Source organism: Maribacter taeanensis, from assembly GCF_047345145.1.
Classification (GTDB): domain Bacteria; phylum Bacteroidota; class Bacteroidia; order Flavobacteriales; family Flavobacteriaceae; genus Maribacter_C.
The window spans coordinates 441,089-460,709 of record NZ_JBLFER010000002.1 but is presented as its reverse complement, the minus strand read 5'-3'; the positions used below and the strand labels follow the sequence as shown (position 1 = coordinate 460,709).

Genomic DNA, 19,621 nt, shown 5'->3' with positions numbered 1-19,621 from the left:
TTTTCTTAGTTCAATTTGATATCTCCTAATAAATCGTCAACCAATTTCAATTGCTTGCTCTTATCAGAAAGTTGTTCTTTGATTACTTTTTCGGCAATATCAACAGAAAGATTTGCCACTTGACTTTTGATATCAGCAACAGCAGCTTTCTTTTCACTATCGATAGCAGCTTGTGCTTGCTTTATCATTTTATCACCTTCTACTTTTGCCTGCTCTTTAGAATCTGCAATCAATTTATCTTTGATCTCACGAGCTTCTTTCAACATCGCTTCTCGTTCTGCTCTCGCTTCTTTCAATAACTTCTCGCTATCGGCAGTAACATTCTGCATTTCTTTTTTGGCATCTTCTGCAGCTGCTAAAGCATTTTTGATACCTTCTTCTCTTTCACCAACAGAATCAAGGATTGGTTTCCATGCAAATTTGCGAAGCAACAATACTAGGCAGATAAACAATAAAGATTGCCAAACAAACAATCCGAACGAAAAATCTTCTATTAACTGTTCCATAATACTATGTTATAATCGTTTAATTTTAATAGTAACAAACGGTCATAACCAACCGTTACAACCGTTTGTTCTTGGTTTTAAGCTTCTGATGTTGCGAACAACGCAGCAAAGCCAATACCTTCAATAAGCGCCGCTGCAATAAGCATCGCTGTTTGAATCTTTCCGTAAGCTTCAGGCTGACGAGCAATCGCTTCCATAGCTTGGCCACCGATCTTTCCGATACCAACACCAACACCGATTACAATTAATCCTGCACCTACAATTCTTGGAATTGTCATAATATATATGTATTAAAAATTAAACATTCACTCTTAGATTCCCACCTTCTTGGGAATGAAAATAAAACCATTATTTAATGTGCTTCAGCATGATCGTGCTCTTCTGAAGCAAAACCAAAATACAAAGCAGAAAGCATGGTAAATATATACGCCTGTAAAAGCGCTACTAAAATTTCAATCAATGAAATGGCAAATGCCAATCCGAAAGACAGTGGGCTACCAATCCAGCTTTTGAAAATAAACATCAAGCCAATCAAACTCATCACAACAATGTGACCTGCCTGCATGTTTGCATACAAACGGATCAATAAGGAAAAAGGCTTAATGAAAATTCCTAGTATTTCAATTGGAATTAAGATAACATATAAAGGTAACTTACCGTACCAAGGCATTGAATCTCCTAATGGATCAAACAAGTGCTTCCAGTAATCTTTAGTTCCTGTTAAGTTTGTCAATAGAAAAGTAATAATGGCCAAGGCAGCGGTAACTGCAATATTACCTGTAACGTTTACTCCTAATGGAGTCAATCCAAACATATTTAAAAACCATATAAAGAAGAATACGGTCAATAAAAATGGCATGTATTTCTTATAATGCTTTTCACCAATATTTGAAATCGCAATATCATCTCTTATATAAAGTACAATAGGTTCAAAGAAACGCCCAATTCCCTTGGGAATGCTTCCATTCTTAGCGTAAGATTTTGCTAAACCTCTAAACAATAAGAACATTAAAAGTCCGGTGATGAAAATCATTACCACACCTTTGGTGATTGAAAAATCTAAAGGTTTTGCGTTTGTTGCATGGTGCTTCTCATTGTAGTTAATGGTTCCAGCAGCATCAGTTTTGTATATTTTACTGTGATATAGTTTGTAGTGATTCCCATCTACCTCAGCAACTGTTTCTCCATGATGAAATTTAGAAGAAGAGAATACTTTTAGTCCATCATCCCAAAGAATAACTGGAAGTGGGAAACCAATATGCTTTTTTGACCCATCTTCTTGTTCAATAGAAAATAAGGAAAAATCATGCGAATCTTTTAAGTGATGAATTATATATTCACTGATCTCAGTCTTGAAATCCTTTTCTTCCCCTTCACTTTTACTGTCCTCTACATTTGCAAAAGCACCCACACTTAAAAAAAGTGCTACAACGAATAAAAATTTGGTCAAAAATGTTTTTTGCATATCGCTCAAAAATATCGGTCTTAGAACTCCGTTTTTTGGTTCCCTAAAAATCGCTGCAAATGTACGGTAATATCCCAAAAAGAAAAAAGCATTTTACTTTTTATTTTTTAGCATTCGACATCCTGTAAAAACAAGCTTTTAATCGATGTCTTTGAGCAGCTTAACGAGGGCTAAAGTCTCCACAATCAAGCAAGTAATATATGGAACAAAAAAGGTGAAGAATTCTAGCTTAGAAAGACTATTGTCTTGCATGAAAAGTGGATTGAAAATAAGAAAGTAAACCGCGAATTTTAAAGTACTCCCAAAGAGAAATACAAATCCTAAATTCTTGTTTTGCTTTTTTGCTAATTCTACCATCACATAGTAGATGACAAAAGCCATGGCGAAGTTTGCCAAATAGCCTAGAGCAATTAAATCAAAGGGGATTGCAATACCGCGGGCATAAAAAAATGCCATGTGTAGCAGCACTAAAAACACCAATACACCAAATAATTGAAGAGCGAAGGAAATTATTTTCTTGTCCAAATCAGGGATTTAATCTTTTCGTTTGTTTAATTACAAGATACATAGAGACAACTACGGCACAGAGGGTCAAAATTATAGTAAACATATTGTTGTCTTTTTGGTATTTCTCATCTAACCAGCCTCCTAACCAAGATCCTAAATATATAATTACCCCCATTTGCACAGCTATGCCTGTTAGACTTAACCAATATTTTGCTTGATTTTTGGGTTTTGACATTTTTACATCTTGTTATTACTGGCTGGCAAAATTACCTAAAATAAAAATTGCCACACTAGTATAGTCTGGCAATTGATAAAATATTGTAATTGTAAATTTTACAGGATCAGTAAAAACCATCCTGATTTCAGAAACAAAAAATAATACTTTTCTTAGGAAGCTTTTGCTGGTCCATTTACGTTACTTCCTAGAGAAGATTTAAATCCTCCTGAATTAGAAGTATTGGAACTTGAAGATGAACTACTACTCATAGAAGCGCCACCTTTGCCTTTCATAGTACAAGAAGCATTAAAAGTTGCTCCCGGTTCTACCGCAAGCTTCGTTACAGAAACTGTTCCTTCAATAACTGCAGACGATTTTAATGAAAGTAGGTCAGAAACTAAAAGTTCTCCATTGAAGCTTCCTTCTATATCTGCGTTTACACATTCTACTTTCCCGTGGATGTAACCATCTTTCCCGATGACCACTTTACCTGACGTCTTTACGTTACCATCTAACTTTCCGTCAATTCTAAAATCAGCTTCGGAAACGATATCTCCTTTGATCTTAGTATTCTTTTCAATTCTGTTGGGTTGTCCGCCGATTTCGTTCATAGTTCTAGGTTTTTTGTTATCTGAAAACATTGTAGTTTAGGGTTTTGGGGTTAAAATTGAATTCTTATACTCGTTTAAATTTTTATGTACTTGTACGATTTTATAATTTTTTGATAAAATCACAAATCGTGTATTTTTAATCCTGTAATCTTTATTTTTTTCGATCAACTCTGAGTAACCGAGTGCTCTATCTTTTGATTTAAAGCCATGTACGATCACAAATTGGTCTTCCAAGGTATAAATATCTTTTGAAACTATATTCCTATATTTCAAATCTTTTATCGATTTTTCTAGTTTTTCCTTCAATTTTAACGCTTCTTCATTCTTACTACGCTTAAAGGGGAATACTACTTTCCAATTTCCAGCTTCTGCGGAGCCAACTTCAGGAGAAAATTCTTTCTCAGCAAGTTTAGGTAATTGTTCAGCTACCATTTGTTCAGCTTTCTTTCCCTCTGCATTGTTAGGATACGTCAATGCCACATAATTTAAAGCCTCCTTAAATGGTTCAAATCCATTTAACCTTCCGATTGCATTTGCCTTCAACATTTCAAATTTCGGAACGATAGGATCTCCTGTAAATGTGTTTATGTTTTCTTCCGCACCCGTAATGACAGTTAGAAACTCTTGATTTCGATACTTTTCAAAAAGAGCACCATAACGTGCATCTGGACTATCGGCTCCCTCGGCCAATACTGCTGAAGGGTTCAATAAGATTTCCGCATAGCGGGAATCGCCATGATTCTGAAGAATATTGGCTTTCATATCGGCAGCCAACGGACTTCCCTCTTCCTCATATATTTTGAATAAATTGTACTTCGAAGGAAGTATCAATCGTTCTTCAGGGTTCGATTTTAAAACATCTTCTAACTTTCCGGCGGCCAAAAGATTCTCTTTGAACTTCTCTTTATAGATGAGTCCTAATTGATAGTTTGCAAAATTTCGTTCTCCATGTAGACTATCAATTACGGCTTCGTCCTTCGGAATACGATCCATATAAAAAGCTACATCATATTTTTCTTCATCCGTGGGTTCTGCACTCAAACTGTCATTGGCAACAACTGCATCGCCTGTTGCTTCAGATGGTAAAGCTCTTGTTTTGTTACTCCAGCGCCAATCATCCTCAAGTTCGCGATTTCCCCATTTGTTAGTGAAATCATTTTTGCCATATCCGAGGCTGGTAAGATTATAAAAGTAGAATTTACCTTTATTTTCTTTGCCTCCTTTTGATTCGCCAAACGATGCAAAACTTGCTGTAATCTTTTCTTCAGCTTTCTTTTTTGCTGCTTCTTCAGCGGCTTTCATATCGTCGATAAAACTTTGAAAATATGCCAGTTGATCATCCACAGGAAGATTATACAAGGTTATTACGCTATCGCTGTACTGAACAATATCTTCGTATTTAATAACATCTTCAAGATTGTCAAGCTTCTTTTTAGTTGCTCTAAACTTTTTCGTATTCTCCGGAAGATTTGTCAACATACTATCATAGTAAGCACCTGCATCCTTATAAATATTCTCATCAAAATTGTATTCCGCTAAATTCTCGTAATTCAAAGCGTTCAACTTTGGCTCATTTTGAGTAGCTCGTAACGATTTATTGAAATAAAGTAGTGCCAGGCTATCGGATTCATTCCCCAAATGAAATTCCGCAACTTGACGGTAAATCTTATCTAAAAATGGACGATTCTCACGATTTTCTTCTAAATCCGTTAGGTATTCCAAAACCTCTTCTTGATTTTCAGAAGTGATTTCAGTATTCCGTATTTTCTGAATCTCAGCATTAATCATGTATACTCTAGGGGACTTTCTATTCAGATCAATCACCTTATCAAAAGCATAATTTGCACTGTCTTTATAACCTAATTGATTGTACAATTGACCAATAATGTAGTAGTACCTTCCTTTTTCAGGGTTCTTTTTTGTGTAATAAGATGCGATCTTTAGTTGCTGAATTGCCGTATCAGGAGCTTTTAAATTGATAAAGGCTTGTGCCATCATTGCTCGTGCATCGGCATACTCTTGATCTTTGAGTTCTTCATATTTCAAGAGGCGCTTTAAATTTTTAAGCGCTAAATCTTCATTTTCTAAACGAATGTTGACCTTTTCTCTCCAAATATGGGCTTCATTCAACTTATCACTATACGAATATTTCTTAATGATATAGTTGAAAGCTTCAAGCGCAGGAATGTATCGTTGATCAAAATATCGTCCTTTTCCCAACAGAAGAAAAGCTTCATCGGTTTGCGGATTACGTTCTTCGTCTTTGATATCCATACTATGCTTCTGGATGGCTTTTGTCGCCTTTTCTTCAGCAATAATAAAATTGGGATTGTTGTCTTCAGAGTCAAGTTTAATCTCATCAGTAACCTCTAGACGCTCGATAGGAAGAACCTCCCAATAGTCATCTTTATAATTCGCGTTGAGTTCTTCGCGACCTTCTTCAAAAGCAATATTACCATTATACAAAGTATTGTACTTGGTATTCAAAGCATGCCAATTGCGGTTGATGAATTTGTCTTTTTTGACAGAGCAAGCATTAAAGAACATGCCGCTTAAAATCGCCAAAAGAATAAGTTTAAATTGAATCTTCAAAATTGTGTGTATACGTATGTAAACTTAACAGAAAAACATCGGGTTTATTATGTGGTTTATCGATAAAGTGCACGAAAAAGTAGAAAGTAAAATCTTGAAAAGCGAAATACTAACTCCTGTTTTACCAACTAAGTAGTATGTCAAATGGTTGTTTCATCGAAAAAACACCTCAAATACGGTACTTCAAAGATTGTTTTAGACTTGAAAACGAATATAGAATATGCTACTTCATATTTTGAGGTGTAACAACCGACTAAGTAGTTGGTTTTCTAAAATTACACCATTTTGTACTCTGGATAGGTTTCAGCAAGTAATTTCTCAGCTTTTTGAGGAATTACAAAAACCATAACATACGATAGAATGAGGTAGCTTAAAGAGAAAAAACAAATAGCAAATTCAAGATACGAATTGGTCAATAAATAATCTGATATTGAGAAACTATTAAATATATGAAAGGGGAAAATTGCCATTTGAGCGCCTTCACCTAGCTCATAGATTTTCTCTTCAAGCATCCATCTTTTTTGATTGCTCACAATTTTATTATGGTACAATTTTTTGTTTTTGTTGGCAAACCAAGCAAAGTAGCAACCTACTGTAAGGAAGATTAATCCTATTCCAAGCAATTTATAACTAGGGTCAACAAATTGAAGTGCTGAATACATAAGCCATGAAAGTCCTAAAACTATAAGAACTTTGGGTAATCGAAAATATTCCTTGTAAAATTCTAGTATATGTCCGCGATAACGCTTGGCCATAACTTTTTTTCGCTTCTTGATAATACTACGAAAACCGAAGTGCCCAAATTTTTTAAATTCATTTTGCAGTGCCTCTTTAAATGATAATTCAGAGTTCGATTGCCACTGTTCTTCAATACCATTGGCCAAATGATCTACTAACTCAGTTTGTAAATCGTAGTGTTCCACTAGCCGCTTCCGAGTGAATTTGTAGAGTTCTTGTATTTGTTCATTTGATAGTTTCATACTACGGTTTTACTAACTGTTTAAACTGTTGAAGTACTTGCCTTTTACAAAGAATAACCTCCTCTAATCCTGCAAAATTGCTGATTAAAGCAAGAAACCAAAAACTGGCGAAATATATAGGGTTTTGAGGTATTAGCTCTAAAACAGGAAAGGAAGCATATAGAAAAAGTGATGGAAAGCTCATAATAGATAAGATATATTGAGCAGATTGAATCTTTTTGTGCATATCCTTTGGTTTATTATAGATATATAAGTGTAACACCTGAGGAATCAGCACTGAAGCAATAAATAAATACTCTGTAATTTTACCCGATGAATTTAGAATAGTCATATATATTAAGACCACAATACAAAGCGAAATGATTATGTATTTTGGTTTTGTAAAATATCTAAAAATTCGCTTAAACAAGCGTTTTTGATAAGCCCAATGCTTTTTAGTGTGTAGATCCTTTTGAAACTGTTTTACAAACGTTTTTTTAGTTCTTATGAAATCTTCCAACAAAACAAATTCTGAAGTCGTCTCAAATTCACTAGCAAGGTGGTCGATGAGCTCAACCCGCACATCAAGATGTTTTACATTCAAAAATTGAAGGTAATTATCGATATATTGTATTTGTTCGTTTGAGAGTTTCATACAATGCTATTTAATTAATACTCCATTTGGGGTTCACCAAATGCTGCATACTTCTTATAAAGTCCTCTAATTCTGCTAAGCGGTTTACTGTTTCCTTCTCTCCTTGTTCTGTTAACTTATAGTATTTGCGAAGACGATTGTCCACTTTGGCCACCTCAACATCTAAAAGGCCTTCGGCTTCTAACTTGTGAAGCGCAGGATACAAGGCTCCTTCTGTAATCTGAAGTTCCCCTTTAGTCAGTTCTTTTACCTTTTGTGTAATCTCGTAGCCGTACATCTTTCCTTTCTCATCCAATAGTTTTAGAATGATAGTGTTCAGACTTCCTTTATATAGTTTTGAATTTGCCATGCAGCAGCTTTTTATTGACATTCCTGCGAAGGCAGGAATCTTTGAAAGGTAAAAGGATATTCTTTAACCACTTCTTAGAATAATACCTCCAATATATGCATAATTTTCTTATGCATAAGAGTTTTAGGTATAAATTTTAAAGTTCAAACTTTGGATTGAATCTCCAATTGTTGCTTCTTCTTTTCCAAATATGCACTTTCCAACCGATTCGATGTCTTGGAAATTGCGGTTTCTAAATAGGAAATGGCAAGAACTAAATCTCCTCGTTTTACATAATATTCCGCATAACATCCATAAAACAAATACGCTCTTTGTTCTAAATCCTCAATAGGCAGTGTTTCTAAAATATCCTTTACCTCTTCAAAGTTCCTCAACTGTAAATTGACAATCGCTATATTCAAGAGGTTAAAAGTATTCGGTTGTAATCCTTGTAACTGGTTATACCAATTCAAAATTTTACGCCAGTCGGTTTCTTCAAAGGTTTTAGCTTTTATGTGCTCAGCCGCAATCGCAGCTTCATAATGGTAAATAGATACATCATCATATTCCATGGCTTTGTTCATTGAACTATTTCCCATTTGAATTAATGGGAAGAACCATTTGCTGCGGTCTTGTTCTCGAATATCAACAATCTCATTGGCATCATTGGTTTTGCTCTCAAGGCGGGAAGCATGAAAACAAAGCAACGCAAACAGCGCATAAAGGCTACCGGACCTGAATTTTTCCTTTTCCAGCAAAAGCTTGCATAAACGAATGGATTCTCCGCAAAGGTCCTCTCGAATCAGTTTGTCTTTATTTGTAGAATGAAACCCTTCGTTGAAGGTTAGATAAACAACTTCCATCACTCTAGCAAGGCGGCCCTGAACTTCGTTTGAAGGGGGAAAATCAAATTGGATATTGTTTTTGATAATCGTTTGCTTTGCTCGATTAAGCCGTTTCGTAATCGTATCTTCTTTGGTCAGCAAAGCTGCGGCGATTTCCTTAGTACTAAATCCGGAAATTGTCTTTAAAGCAAAGGCAATCTGTTCATGAGGTTTTAAACTCGGGTGGCAAGCAACAAAAATCATACGGAGTTGGCTATCGGCAATCTCATGGTCGAGAAATAAATCTTTCAATTCAATAGAAGAGGCATCTGTTGCAATTTTGTCGATGCGATTTTTCTCAGATTTAATACTCCGGAGTAAATCAATGGTGCGGTTTTTAGCAACTTTGGTCAACCAAGCTTCTGGATTGTCAGGAAGTTGCTTTCGCCATTGCAAAGTTGCCTTTATAAAAGCATCCTGAACCGCATCTTCAATGGTTTCAATATGAGAAAGTCCAAAATAGCGCGTTAAAATAGCGACCATCTTTCCATAATGGTGTCTGAAAAGATGGTCGACAATTTTGTTCTCCATTATCTACTGGTCAAAAACCATTATTTCTCTAATTTCCACTGTTCCACCAAGGTCATAATCAGGATAATCTTGGGCGATTGCAACAACGGCTTCTGCACTTTCGGCCGAAACAGTATAATACCCTCCAACGATTTCTTTGATATCCGCGAAAGGTCCGTCGCTGACTGTTCTATCTTTTCCAATAACACGTTTAACATTGGGCACTAAGGCTTCTCCTCCTTTAAGAATTCCTTGAGCTTCCATCTTTTGTCCCCAGGCAAACCATTTTCCCATACGGCCTTGTAATTCATCAGGTGATAAACCTAGTTGCTGGTAATCAGCCCCAATAAAAATCATCATAAAATCTTTCATTTCTTTAGTATTTAAAGGTTAATAAAATTGTTTGCCTCTATGACGGAGGAAGAATTAAAACTTCGGACAAAATCTTTGACTTTTTTGTTTCTATCCTGAGGTTTTCATAATAGGGTGGGGAAATTTATCTACAAAGAAGTAATTATTTCTTAGCTATCCAATTTTATATGGTGTTTGCAATGCCTAAATTTGCACTCTAATTTTTGAAAAAGAAAACATGGCCGATTTTCATTCGCTTACGGTAAAGCATATTAAAAAACTTACTCCGAGTTCTGTTGCAATTACTTTTGACATTCCAAAAGACCTAATTCAAACTTTTGATTTTGAAGCGGGTCAATATATCACCATAAAAAAGGAAATTAAAGGACAAGAATTGCGAAGAGCATATTCCATAAGTTCAGTTCCGAAGAAAGATTCGATTACCATCGGAGTCAAAAAAGTGGACCGTGGTGGGTTTTCAGATTTCGCACATTCAAAATTAGCGGAAGGAGATACACTTGAAGTTATGCCTCCTGAGGGGCGATTTGTTTTTGTTCCAACGGAAAGTCCAAAGAATATTGCAGCTTTTGCTGCGGGAAGTGGTATTACCCCAATTATGAGTATTGCAAAAACCGTTTTGGATAGTAATTCAGCCAATACCTTTGTCTTAGTCTACGGAAACAAATCGTATGAAGAGACCATGTTTTACACGGATTTAGTGAAGCTTCAATTAGATTATACCAATCGGTTTTTCGTTTATTTCACGAATAGTCAAGCCCAAGAAAAAGATTCCCTTTTTGGACGTATTGATACTTCCACTGTGAATTATGCCCTAAAGAACAAACACAAGGATGTTGACTTTGATGGCTATTATCTATGTGGACCCGAAGCAATGATTAACAAGGTTACCGAAACCTTAATCGACAACGACGTTGCAAAAGACAAAATCCATTTTGAGTTATTTACGGCTACAGAAATAAAAGAAGAGCTTCCGGTTTCTGCCGAAGGTGAAACTCAAGTTGAGGTTTTAGTAGATGATGAAACCTTTTCTTTTACCATGGATAAGAAGATGCTCGTTCTTGATGCGGTCTTAAAAGAAAATATTGACGCGCCCTATTCTTGTCAAGGTGGAGTTTGCAGTAGTTGTATCGCCCGTGTTACGGAAGGAAAAGCTGAAATGGCAAACAATCAAATTTTGACGGATAGCGAAATTGAGGAAGGTTTCATTTTAACTTGTCAAGCACATGCCACAACACCCACTTTGAAAATAGACTATGATGATGTATAAATTAGTGGTTAGAAACTAATACTTCGCATCATTATTTCTTGCCGAAAGAATCTTCCAACATTCGTTTTGCCTCTTGATACCCGATAACATAGGCTTTCTCGATTCCCTTTCGGTCTAGAACTCCAATTTCCTCAAGAGCTTCAGGAGCACACATCAAATCGCAAGAATCTAGTTTTTGCTGGTTAATAGCATAAATCATAAGTGCCGTAACCCTGCTTGTTAGCTGCAATGAATTTCGTAATTCCTTTTTTTGAAGGTCACCAACGATAGAAACATTGCTTCCTATAATGAAATCGACTTTATTTTTAATCGGCTCTAAGGGGAAGTTATTCATGATTCCTCCATCCGCATATAATTCCCCATCCAATTCTAAAGGGCTGAACAAAGGTGGAAGCGCGGCGGATGCTAAAAGTGGACGAATCAATTCTCCTGCTTTAAAAAATCGTTGTTCTGCTTTTTGAAGGTTCGTCGCTACAACATGCAATTCTTTTTCCAAGGCTTCGAAACTATCCTCTGGAAAATAGCCTTTGAAGATTTCAAAATAGCGGTCCGTATCTATGAATCCGGACTTCACCAAAGTCAAAAAATTGTATTTGAACAAAGGTGTTTCCTTGAAAAAAGAGAGCATATCTGCGACTGTATTTCCATTGGCATAAAGAGCGCCAACCAGTGCGCCAACACTACTTCCGGAAACGATATTTGCCGAAATCTTATACTCGTTCAATGCTTGAATTAAGCCAATATGGGCCATTCCTCTAACACCTCCGCCAGATAAGACCAATCCAATAGATTTTGACTGTAATTCCTCCAATTTCATGGCATAAAAATACGCTCTTTCAACATCTTTAAGAGACTTACTGGTATGTAAAGTTCAAAAAATAGGCCTTCTCCGTCTCTATTTGAGTATTTCGTCGATGAGAACCCATATTTTAAAGGACATCTCAAGAATTGGCGCCATTTAAAGTGCTTAAAAACAGACCAAGAGGTCGGTTTTCGAAAATTGGCTCCTTAATGCCGTATTTGAATAGGTACTGTAATTCATTTAAGAGTCTAACGACCAAAGTGCAGTACAATTCTTTGTAAATTTGTAAAGTACATGTATACAGCTTCAAAACATAAAACAGCCATTTTGGTTTTTGCCCGCTCTTCTCAAGAAGAGGTAGCGCACAAATCAATTTACAATGGTCCACAGTTGTTTGATACGCTTACGAATCATGTTTTAGAAACAGTTGCTAAAACTGAACTCCCGTATTTTCATTTTTCCGAAGAAAAACAAATCGGCAATACGTTTGGAGAACGTTTTACAAATGCTATAACGGCGATTTTCGAAAAGGGATACGAGCAAATTATCACGATTGGCAACGATACTCCTCAACTCAAAGTTTCTCATATCCTAGAGGCAGAAAAACAGCTTTCTTCGAACAAATCAGTTTTAGGGCCTTCTACTGATGGCGGTTTTTATTTGATGGGATTGCATAAATCTCAGTTTGATTCCGCAAGCTTCTCCGAATTGGCATGGCAAACCTCAAGCGTTTTTGAACAACTATTAAAACATATCACTCAAGGGAATACAACTGTTTTTCAACTTCCAAAGCTTTCTGATATTGATACGCAGGCAGATGTAAAATCAATTATTTCCTATGCTCATGGGTTTTCGGAAGAACTGCTTAGTGCGCTTCTTCAAACGTTAGAATCTAGGGAAAACGGGCATTTTATCAATTCACAAAAAATCTACCAACTTGCCTTTGGAGTCCAACAAAATAAGGGTTCTCCAACGCTTCTTTCGTTATAGTCGCTCTTCTTCGACTACACATTTTTCATAGCTAATTACATCACGATATCATTCTTGAGCGAGCAATTTCGTTGGCGATATCAAAGCATTTTATTTCATACTAACACATAAAAATATATCATGGCAGATTCATATTACAATCCCGCAGATCTTAGAAAATTTGGTAAAATCACAGAATGGAGTGAAGAAATCGGAAATAAATTTTTCGACTATTATGGTAAGGTTTTCGAAGAAGGCGCACTAAGTGCTAGAGAAAAGTCTTTAATCGCTCTTGCTGTGGCACATGTTGTTAAATGTCCCTATTGCATAGATGCCTATACCAAAGATGGGTTACAAAAAGGAATCACCAAAGAAGAAATGATGGAAGCCGTTCACGCAGGGGCTGCAATTGAAAGTGGCGCGACATTAGTGCATGGTGTTCAAATGATGAATAAATACAACAAGTTGTCGATGTAAGCCCCCTCACCCCCAAAGGGGTAATAAAAAAGTAATACAATGGAGAAAAGCATTTTACCGAAAAAGACGAAAAAGCCGATGCAAAAGTCCCTAAAATCTAGGGACAACGAACTTGCAGTAACGAATAAGCAGCTTGAAATCTTAAACGGAGGAATTTTCGCTGAGGGCGAACTCCCCTATTTTAAGGATAAAATCAATGAGATTGGGCATTTTCCACTACGTCCTAAGAAATTAGAGATACTTCAAATCAATGTGGGTTATATGTGCAATCAAGTTTGTGAACATTGCCATGTAGATGCAGGTCCTGACCGAAAGGAAATCATGACTCGTGAAACGATGTCACAATGCTTGGATATTATTCGCAATACAGGGGCTCATACACTTGATTTGACAGGCGGAGCTCCCGAAATGAACCCAGATTTTCGTTGGTTTGTTGAAGAAGCGGCTAAAGCTGGAATCAAAGATTTTATCGTTCGTTCGAATCTGACTATTATTCGTGCAAATAAGAAATACTACGATTTGCCAGATTTCTTTAAGAAGCATAATGTGCATGTGATTTCTTCTATGCCACACTATACACGTGGAAAGACTGATAAGCAAAGGGGAGATGGCGTTTTTGATAAATCTATCAAAGCATTACAAGAACTTAATGATAGAGGCTATGGAATGCCTGATAGTAGTTTGCGTCTTGATTTGGTCTACAATCCTTCAGGAGCATATTTACCCGGAGACCAAATGGCTTTGGAAGCGGATTTCAAAAAGGCTTTGAAGGAGGATTTCGATATTCAATTCCACAATCTTTTTGCCATAACCAATTTACCCATTGCTCGCTTTTTAGACTATTTAATTGCATCGGAAAATTACGAGGATTATATGTATTCTTTAGTTGAAGCATACAACCCTGCAGCAGTAGAAAATGTGATGTGTACCAACACCATTTCTATCAGTTGGGATGGATGGATTTACGACTGCGATTTCAACCAAATGCTCGATTTGAAAGTTGCCAGTAAAGTGAAACATATTAAAGACTATAATGAAGACTTGTTGAACGATAGAAACATTCTCATTTCGCAACATTGCTATGGCTGTACCGCCGGAGCAGGAAGTAGTTGTCAAGGTACTGTAGCTTAGTCTCACCCCAAAATAGAAAAACAACAGATTTTAAAACCGAAAAACAGACCCATTGGTCAGTTTTTCGGTTTTTTTGAAATGTTAAAATCCCTTATTTGACAACTTGTTTTCTATCATTCACAACATTGATTGCTCAAAACCCCTATAAAATAGGCATCTTCGAGATATCTAAAAAATCCGACGTCTTAGTCGGTTTACTAATTAATCTAGAAGCAATCCTTATGGAAAAATCGTTAAAAAGAATGGCCACCATGAACCGAATGCAAGTCACCGGTCTTGAACTTTTCTATAAAAATGGATATTACAATACCAGTGTTGATGATATTTTAAAAGAACTTTCCTTATCAAAAGGGGCTTTCTATTATCACTTTGATTCTAAGGAAGATTTCTTCGTGCAAATTATTCAGAACCTCCTGGTTCGAAAAATATACAGCTCACTTATCGAGCCCATTGAAGGCCATGAACATACTCTGGATTTAATCATCAATTGTTTTGAAGATGCTTTAGAAACTGCAGTTCATAATGAGATGGATTACGGCTTTCTACTAAGCAATTTTATCAATGAATTCAATGGAAGAAATGAGGAGGTTATGAAACACCTCAATGAAATCTTACGCATTTGGGAAGTTACCTTGGTTTCAGCCATTCAAAGAGGAAAATTCAACGGACATATTGATAGACATGTTGACGCGGAAGGTGTCGCGGTCTATTTAATGAGTTCGTATATCGGAATTCGGACTCTAATGGTGGAAAATACACCAAGTGCTAGAAAATATCGCTTTATGTCGCAATTGCGCCAGTACTTTAAGTCCATTGAAGTAAAGCAGTCTTCGTTTTAGAAGTCTTCCGCTATTTTTCAATAATTGTATTGATTTTTTCGAGGACATCTTCAGGAAGAATAGTCCGCATGGCTTCAGAATAGCCATCTGGCATCTTATTTCCGTATACGGAAGTGGGAATTAATGGGAACTTCTCTCTATCCGCCAATAAGGCATTTTCAATATCTTGCCCAAAGGGATAAAACCCAGCATACGGATGCGTTACACCCCAAAGAGTAACCGTAGGAATAGCAAAAAGGGAAGCTAAATGTGCATTTCCACTGTCCATCGCTAGCATCATATCTAAATTCGAAATAAGGTCCAATTCTTCGGAAAACCTAAGTTTACCTACGATACTGACCGTATTGGGGAATTGTTTTTCCCAAGCTTCAAGTTGTTTTTGTTCTTTTTCACCACCACCAAAAAGCAAAATCTTATTCGTTTGGCTTAGTTGTGAAATAACCTGCTCCATCAAATCTAAAGGATACATTTTACCTTCAAAAGCCGCAAAAGGTGCAATTCCAATACGTTTTCCATTCCCAGATTCAAGTAGTTTTTCTGTCTTTTCGGAAAGTGCCCGCTTAGTCAAAAATGAGCTGTCCTTTAAATTCAGTGGAAAGTTTAGCGCATCGAATACATCCGCATAGCGCTGATGGGTGGTCTTTAAAGGTTTGAAAACCTTGTTCTCTAGGGCAGTTAAAGCTTTTTTTTCTGTTCTACCTTTATCAATTTGAGCAAATTGAAATCCCCCCAACTTAAAATAAGTTTTTAAAATATTACTCCGAAGAACGTTATGCAAATCCGCTACGGCGTCTATTTTCAGTACTTTCAGCTCTTTGTATAGCTTCCGGAGTCCGAATACACCTTTGTGCTTTCCATCTACATCAGCGACATAAACATCAACATTTGGCAATTGAGAAAATAGAGGTTTCAAAAAATCCCTGGTAAGAACAGTTATTTGTACATCAGGGTATTGCTTCTTCAAAGCAGAAAGTACTGGAACAGTCATCGCAACATCTCCCATGGCGGACAATCGTATGACCAGGAGATGTTTGCTTGCACTCATAAATTATTTGGCTTACTTCTGACCTCTAAGAATAGGGTTGAGTTCGTCATCGTTGTACATTTTCATCTGTTTATAGACTTTCATGTACTTGCTACCGTTTTCTATATCACCCAATAATTGGTCAATAGCGGTTGACAAATCTTTCTTTTGTTCAAGTAACACTTGAAGTTTTTGCTGGCATTTTTCCAAGTGCTCAGCAGAAGCATCTGTTCGGGTTGCTTCTTCATTCATATGGTATACTTTCAAAGCCAAAATAGAAAGACGGTCAATGGCCCAAGCGGGGCTTTCTGTATTAATAGTCGCATCTTCCTTAATTTCTACCGATTGGTATTTATTTAAAAAATAGCTATCGATGTACTCAACCAAGTCCGTTCGGTCTTGATTGCTAGCATCAATCTTACGCTTTAAAGTTAACGCTGCATCGGGGTTGATATTCGGGTCGCGAATGATGTCTTCATAATGCCATTGTACGGTATCTATCCAGTTTTTTCGATACAATAAGTGCGCTATCTCATCCTTTGGATAAGGATTTGTAAAAGATTGGTGCACATCATCTTTAATATGATATGTTGCTATGCTTTCATCAAAAATCTTAAATGCAAATTCGCTGAACATCTGAGTTGAATTTTCGCAAAGTTACTATTTAATAACTAGAGTTGTAAGCAAGATTACCAAAGGAATAAAAACGGAGACCATCAAGACAACTTCCTTGATATTGGGCTTCTTAATAGACTCCACATAATTTGTGATAAATACTGCTGCAGGAAAGAATGTCACCATAATGGGGTGCGCATCAGCGGATGAAGTCAATACCTTAAGTATAAGGCCTAGGACAAATGAAAAGCCAATTAACCGCATGGTAACAATCTGCCCAAGACCTGCTTTTCCTAACTTTAAGAAAGCAAATATCATGGCTAAAAAAGTTAATATGACATAGATTACCAACTTGGTACTATTGGCCCATTTGGAAAAGTAAGCAACATTAAATTCAAATGAAAATTGATAATGATCAACTAAGAAGTCCGTCTTATTAGACAAAATCAATACGCAATAGGCAATCATAAAGACCGTAAAAACTCCCACAAAGGGAACTATCCAATTTCGAATGTTTTTTGGCTCATAGATATATATCGCCAAAAAGACCAAAACCAGGTAGATAATAGCCCATTCATAGAACAAGCTCGAAACCATCACCCACAAAGTTGCATCGAATACTTTAAGTTTAATATTCTTAAGCGAACGAATGCTTATTAAACGTCGAGTTGCCATTAAGAGGAAGAGACTGCAAAAAATAGCGCTACTATCCGCTAATGTTTCTGGAAAAACGAGTATTAACAAAGCGTAGAATAATATTGCGAAGGAATTCGGGGCCGTTATTTTATTTCTTTTAACAATAAAATCTACCACAAAAACGCTAAAAGCTAAAACGGTAAAAAATAGCACTTGAAGAACAAGTTCATAGATATCATACGTGCTATTATGCAGAAAAAAAAGAACCAACCAATAAGCAGCAAACAGAAACGATAAAACAATGATGAAGTTTATGGGTTTAGTTTTTCCAAAAATGCTTGAAATCATCTGATGTTTTTGTATTTTTGCTTTTTAAACGCCCATATACTTTGGTTCAAGGGCGTTGATTTAAAAATAACTAAAAGTTAGAAGCAAGCCTTCTAACACATAATCTCGATTATCGAGTAAATATAGCTAACATGACTTCATTTTTTAGAGGGATAGAAGATTTATTTGTAAACGTACTTTTTGCTCCATACGATTTCTTTCGTTTTATGGAAAGTTGGTGGGCATCGAATGCTATTAACTGGATTTTAGCAATTATTGGTATGGTAGCCTTTGTTTATTGGATGCTTGAACTTAAAAAGTACAACGACAACGGGGAAGAAGACAAGAGCATCAGTTCACATTCTTACCTTTAAGTTCGGTTCCACTCAACTATCCATACTTTTCCAAAATATTCTTCTAAACGTATATTTTATTGGGTTTTCACAAATCGAACCCAATATCTTTTCGGTAGTTCATTTTATCAAAATGGACTTTTTCAATGTTTTCATAGGATTTCTTTAGGGCCTCTTTAAAATCAGTCCCAAAGGATGTAATAGTCATCACCCGTCCTCCGTTGGTGACCACTTTACCCTCTTGCAATGTAGTACCGGCATGAAAAACTAGAGAATCATCGATTTGGTCATAACCACTTATCACTTTCCCTTTTTCATACCCTTCCGGATAACCTCCAGACACCAGCATTACTGTAGTCGCAGTGCGTTCATCCAATTCTAAATCGATAGCGTCCAGGCTTTGGTTGGCGACTGCTTCGAATACCTCAACCAAGTCGTTCTTAATTCGTGGAATAACGACTTCAGTCTCCGGATCACCTAGCCTTACGTTGTACTCGATTACAAAAGGATCATCACCAACTTTGATAAGACCGATAAAAACAAAACCCTTATAGGGTAAATTATCCTTTTTAAGCCCCTCTACGGTAGGAATCACTACTCGCTCGTGTGTTTTATCCATAAACTCCTTATCAGCGAAAGGAACAGGGGATATGGCTCCCATTCCACCTGTATTGAGTCCGGTGTCTCCTTCACCAATGCGTTTGTAATCTTTTGCAGTTGGTAAAACTTTATACCCTTTGCCATCAGTGAGAACAAAAACACTCAGTTCAATCCCAGACAAAAACTCCTCAATGACAACTGTTGCGCTGGCATTACCAAACTTGGCATCTACCAACATGGTCCGTAGCTCTTGTTTTGCCTCCTCCAAATCTTGAAGGATTAAAACGCCCTTTCCCGCCGCTAAACCATCAGCTTTTAAAACATAAGGTGGACTTAAGCTTTCTAAAAAAGCATAGCCTTGCTCCAAGTCAGAAGCCGTAAAGCTTTGATATGCAGCAGTTGGAATAGCATGGCGCATCATAAACTTCTTTGCAAATTCCTTACTCCCCTCCAATTCAGCTGCCGCGCTTTGAGGACCAATAACAGGAACATTCTTCAATGCTTCATCTTCCAAGAAGAAATCATGAACCCCATTTACCAAAGGGTCTTCAGGGCCAACTACAACCATTTCGATGTTTTCAGAAAGAACCAAATCCTTGATTTGTGTAAAACTATTTACACCAATTGGTATATTTTGGGCTATTGCCGCTGTACCTGCATTTCCTGGGGCTACAAATAGTTTTGTAAGTCTAGGGCTTTGGTGTAATTTCCAAGCTAGTGTATGTTCACGACCACCAGACCCAAGTATAAGAATGTTCATTTCTATGGATTTGGGGCAAAAATAGAAATGTTCTTTGCAATAGCAATAGCAGCACTGATTAAAAGACAAAAAGATCTTTTTCGAAGCTTGGAATAGGTAGAAAATTGTTTCTTGAACGTTTTTCCAATTATTTGGTAAAAATGACATTTTATCGATGAAATACAACAGCTAATCCGTTGTCAACTCGTCTATTTTAGGTATTCTTCAAAAATCGT

General features: G+C 36.6%; 23 protein-coding genes. 6 read left to right on the top strand and 17 right to left on the bottom strand.

Translation table 11 applies throughout. The features are described 5' to 3' along the window. Positions 1-5 precede the first annotated feature (5 nt). The 12 genes from ACKWCD_RS07845 to ACKWCD_RS07790 form a co-directional block, all read right to left on the bottom strand. On the bottom strand, positions 6-506 hold the full coding sequence (locus ACKWCD_RS07845; protein WP_413983387.1) for a F0F1 ATP synthase subunit B: 501 nt from the start codon (positions 504-506) through the stop codon (positions 6-8). A 77-nt stretch (positions 507-583) separates the two neighbouring features. Continuing rightward, positions 584-784 carry an ATP synthase F0 subunit C gene (atpE, locus tag ACKWCD_RS07840; RefSeq protein WP_413983386.1) on the bottom strand — a complete coding sequence of 67 codons (201 nt, stop codon included), beginning with the start codon at positions 782-784 and terminating at the stop codon, positions 584-586. Positions 785-858: 74 nt separating this feature from the next. Continuing rightward, positions 859-1,971: a F0F1 ATP synthase subunit A gene (gene atpB, locus ACKWCD_RS07835; protein WP_413983385.1), complete on the bottom strand. Its 1,113-nt coding sequence runs from the start codon at positions 1,969-1,971 to the stop codon at positions 859-861. Between the two features lie 138 nt (positions 1,972-2,109). Further along, positions 2,110-2,496 (bottom strand): hypothetical protein, encoded by a 387-nt coding sequence (locus ACKWCD_RS07830; protein ID WP_413983384.1) that lies wholly within the window; start codon positions 2,494-2,496, stop codon positions 2,110-2,112. A 1-nt stretch (position 2,497) separates the two neighbouring features. Further along, positions 2,498-2,713 (bottom strand): AtpZ/AtpI family protein, encoded by a 216-nt coding sequence (locus ACKWCD_RS07825; RefSeq protein WP_413983383.1) that lies wholly within the window; start codon positions 2,711-2,713, stop codon positions 2,498-2,500. Positions 2,714-2,865: 152 nt separating this feature from the next. After that, on the bottom strand, positions 2,866-3,336 hold the full coding sequence (locus tag ACKWCD_RS07820; RefSeq protein WP_413983382.1) for a bactofilin family protein: 471 nt from the start codon (positions 3,334-3,336) through the stop codon (positions 2,866-2,868). A gap of 6 nt (positions 3,337-3,342) precedes the next feature. Beyond that, positions 3,343-5,898, bottom strand: coding sequence for a type IX secretion system periplasmic lipoprotein PorW/SprE (gene porW / locus ACKWCD_RS07815; protein ID WP_462037254.1), 2,556 nt, complete (start codon positions 5,896-5,898; stop codon positions 3,343-3,345). Positions 5,899-6,173: 275 nt separating this feature from the next. Beyond that, a complete protein-coding gene (locus ACKWCD_RS07810) occupies positions 6,174-6,878 on the bottom strand; it encodes a hypothetical protein (protein WP_413983381.1) in 705 nt (234 codons plus the stop codon). Between the two features lies 1 nt (position 6,879). Further along, positions 6,880-7,512, bottom strand: a complete 633-nt coding sequence (locus ACKWCD_RS07805; protein WP_413983380.1) for a hypothetical protein — start codon at positions 7,510-7,512, stop codon at positions 6,880-6,882. A gap of 10 nt (positions 7,513-7,522) precedes the next feature. Next, complete coding sequence (locus ACKWCD_RS07800; protein WP_413983379.1) at positions 7,523-7,861, bottom strand: PadR family transcriptional regulator; 339 nt, start codon at positions 7,859-7,861, stop codon at positions 7,523-7,525. Between the two features lie 143 nt (positions 7,862-8,004). After that, on the bottom strand, positions 8,005-9,255 hold the full coding sequence (locus tag ACKWCD_RS07795) for an RNA polymerase sigma factor (RefSeq protein WP_413983378.1): 1,251 nt from the start codon (positions 9,253-9,255) through the stop codon (positions 8,005-8,007). Between the two features lie 3 nt (positions 9,256-9,258). Further along, a complete protein-coding gene (locus ACKWCD_RS07790) occupies positions 9,259-9,606 on the bottom strand; it encodes a YciI family protein (protein ID WP_413983377.1) in 348 nt (115 codons plus the stop codon). Positions 9,607-9,823: 217 nt separating this feature from the next. Between ACKWCD_RS07790 and ACKWCD_RS07785 the strand changes: the two genes are divergently transcribed. Beyond that, complete coding sequence (locus tag ACKWCD_RS07785) at positions 9,824-10,873, top strand: 2Fe-2S iron-sulfur cluster-binding protein (protein WP_413983376.1); 1,050 nt, start codon at positions 9,824-9,826, stop codon at positions 10,871-10,873. A 31-nt stretch (positions 10,874-10,904) separates the two neighbouring features. On the opposite strand, the gene ACKWCD_RS07780 is transcribed toward ACKWCD_RS07785, so the two are convergent. Further along, positions 10,905-11,690 carry a patatin-like phospholipase family protein gene (locus tag ACKWCD_RS07780; RefSeq protein ID WP_413983375.1) on the bottom strand — a complete coding sequence of 262 codons (786 nt, stop codon included), beginning with the start codon at positions 11,688-11,690 and terminating at the stop codon, positions 10,905-10,907. Positions 11,691-11,969: 279 nt separating this feature from the next. Between ACKWCD_RS07780 and ACKWCD_RS07775 the strand changes: the two genes are divergently transcribed. The 4 genes from ACKWCD_RS07775 (at position 11,970) to ACKWCD_RS07760 (ending at position 15,091) form a co-directional block, all read left to right on the top strand. After that, a complete protein-coding gene (locus ACKWCD_RS07775; RefSeq protein ID WP_413983374.1) occupies positions 11,970-12,665 on the top strand; it encodes a TIGR04282 family arsenosugar biosynthesis glycosyltransferase in 696 nt (231 codons plus the stop codon). 120 nt (positions 12,666-12,785) lie between these two features. Beyond that, on the top strand, positions 12,786-13,121 hold the full coding sequence (locus ACKWCD_RS07770) for an arsenosugar biosynthesis-associated peroxidase-like protein (RefSeq protein WP_138656861.1): 336 nt from the start codon (positions 12,786-12,788) through the stop codon (positions 13,119-13,121). Between the two features lie 39 nt (positions 13,122-13,160). After that, the gene (gene arsS, locus ACKWCD_RS07765) at positions 13,161-14,252 is read left to right on the top strand and encodes an arsenosugar biosynthesis radical SAM (seleno)protein ArsS (RefSeq protein ID WP_413983373.1); all 1,092 of its coding nucleotides are present in this window, start codon (positions 13,161-13,163) and stop codon (positions 14,250-14,252) included. 221 nt (positions 14,253-14,473) lie between these two features. Next, a complete protein-coding gene (locus ACKWCD_RS07760) occupies positions 14,474-15,091 on the top strand; it encodes a TetR/AcrR family transcriptional regulator (RefSeq protein WP_413983372.1) in 618 nt (205 codons plus the stop codon). A gap of 10 nt (positions 15,092-15,101) precedes the next feature. Here ACKWCD_RS07760 and ACKWCD_RS07755 read toward each other — a convergent pair whose 3' ends face one another. The 3 genes from ACKWCD_RS07755 to ACKWCD_RS07745 are packed head-to-tail and all read right to left on the bottom strand — an operon-like array spanning position 15,102 to position 17,714. After that, positions 15,102-16,136, bottom strand: coding sequence for a glycosyltransferase family 9 protein (locus tag ACKWCD_RS07755; RefSeq protein WP_413983371.1), 1,035 nt, complete (start codon positions 16,134-16,136; stop codon positions 15,102-15,104). Between the two features lie 12 nt (positions 16,137-16,148). Continuing rightward, positions 16,149-16,751, bottom strand: a complete 603-nt coding sequence (locus tag ACKWCD_RS07750) for a DUF4254 domain-containing protein (RefSeq protein ID WP_413983370.1) — start codon at positions 16,749-16,751, stop codon at positions 16,149-16,151. Positions 16,752-16,775: 24 nt separating this feature from the next. Next, positions 16,776-17,714, bottom strand: coding sequence for a hypothetical protein (locus ACKWCD_RS07745; RefSeq protein WP_413983369.1), 939 nt, complete (start codon positions 17,712-17,714; stop codon positions 16,776-16,778). A gap of 131 nt (positions 17,715-17,845) precedes the next feature. Here ACKWCD_RS07745 and ACKWCD_RS07740 point away from each other — a divergent pair, with 131 nt between their 5' ends. Then, a complete protein-coding gene (locus ACKWCD_RS07740) occupies positions 17,846-18,067 on the top strand; it encodes a DUF6341 family protein (RefSeq protein WP_138656866.1) in 222 nt (73 codons plus the stop codon). Positions 18,068-18,134: 67 nt separating this feature from the next. On the opposite strand, the gene purD is transcribed toward ACKWCD_RS07740, so the two are convergent. Then, positions 18,135-19,406, bottom strand: a complete 1,272-nt coding sequence (gene purD / locus ACKWCD_RS07735) for a phosphoribosylamine--glycine ligase (protein ID WP_413983368.1) — start codon at positions 19,404-19,406, stop codon at positions 18,135-18,137. Between the last annotated feature and the right edge of the window lie 215 nt (positions 19,407-19,621).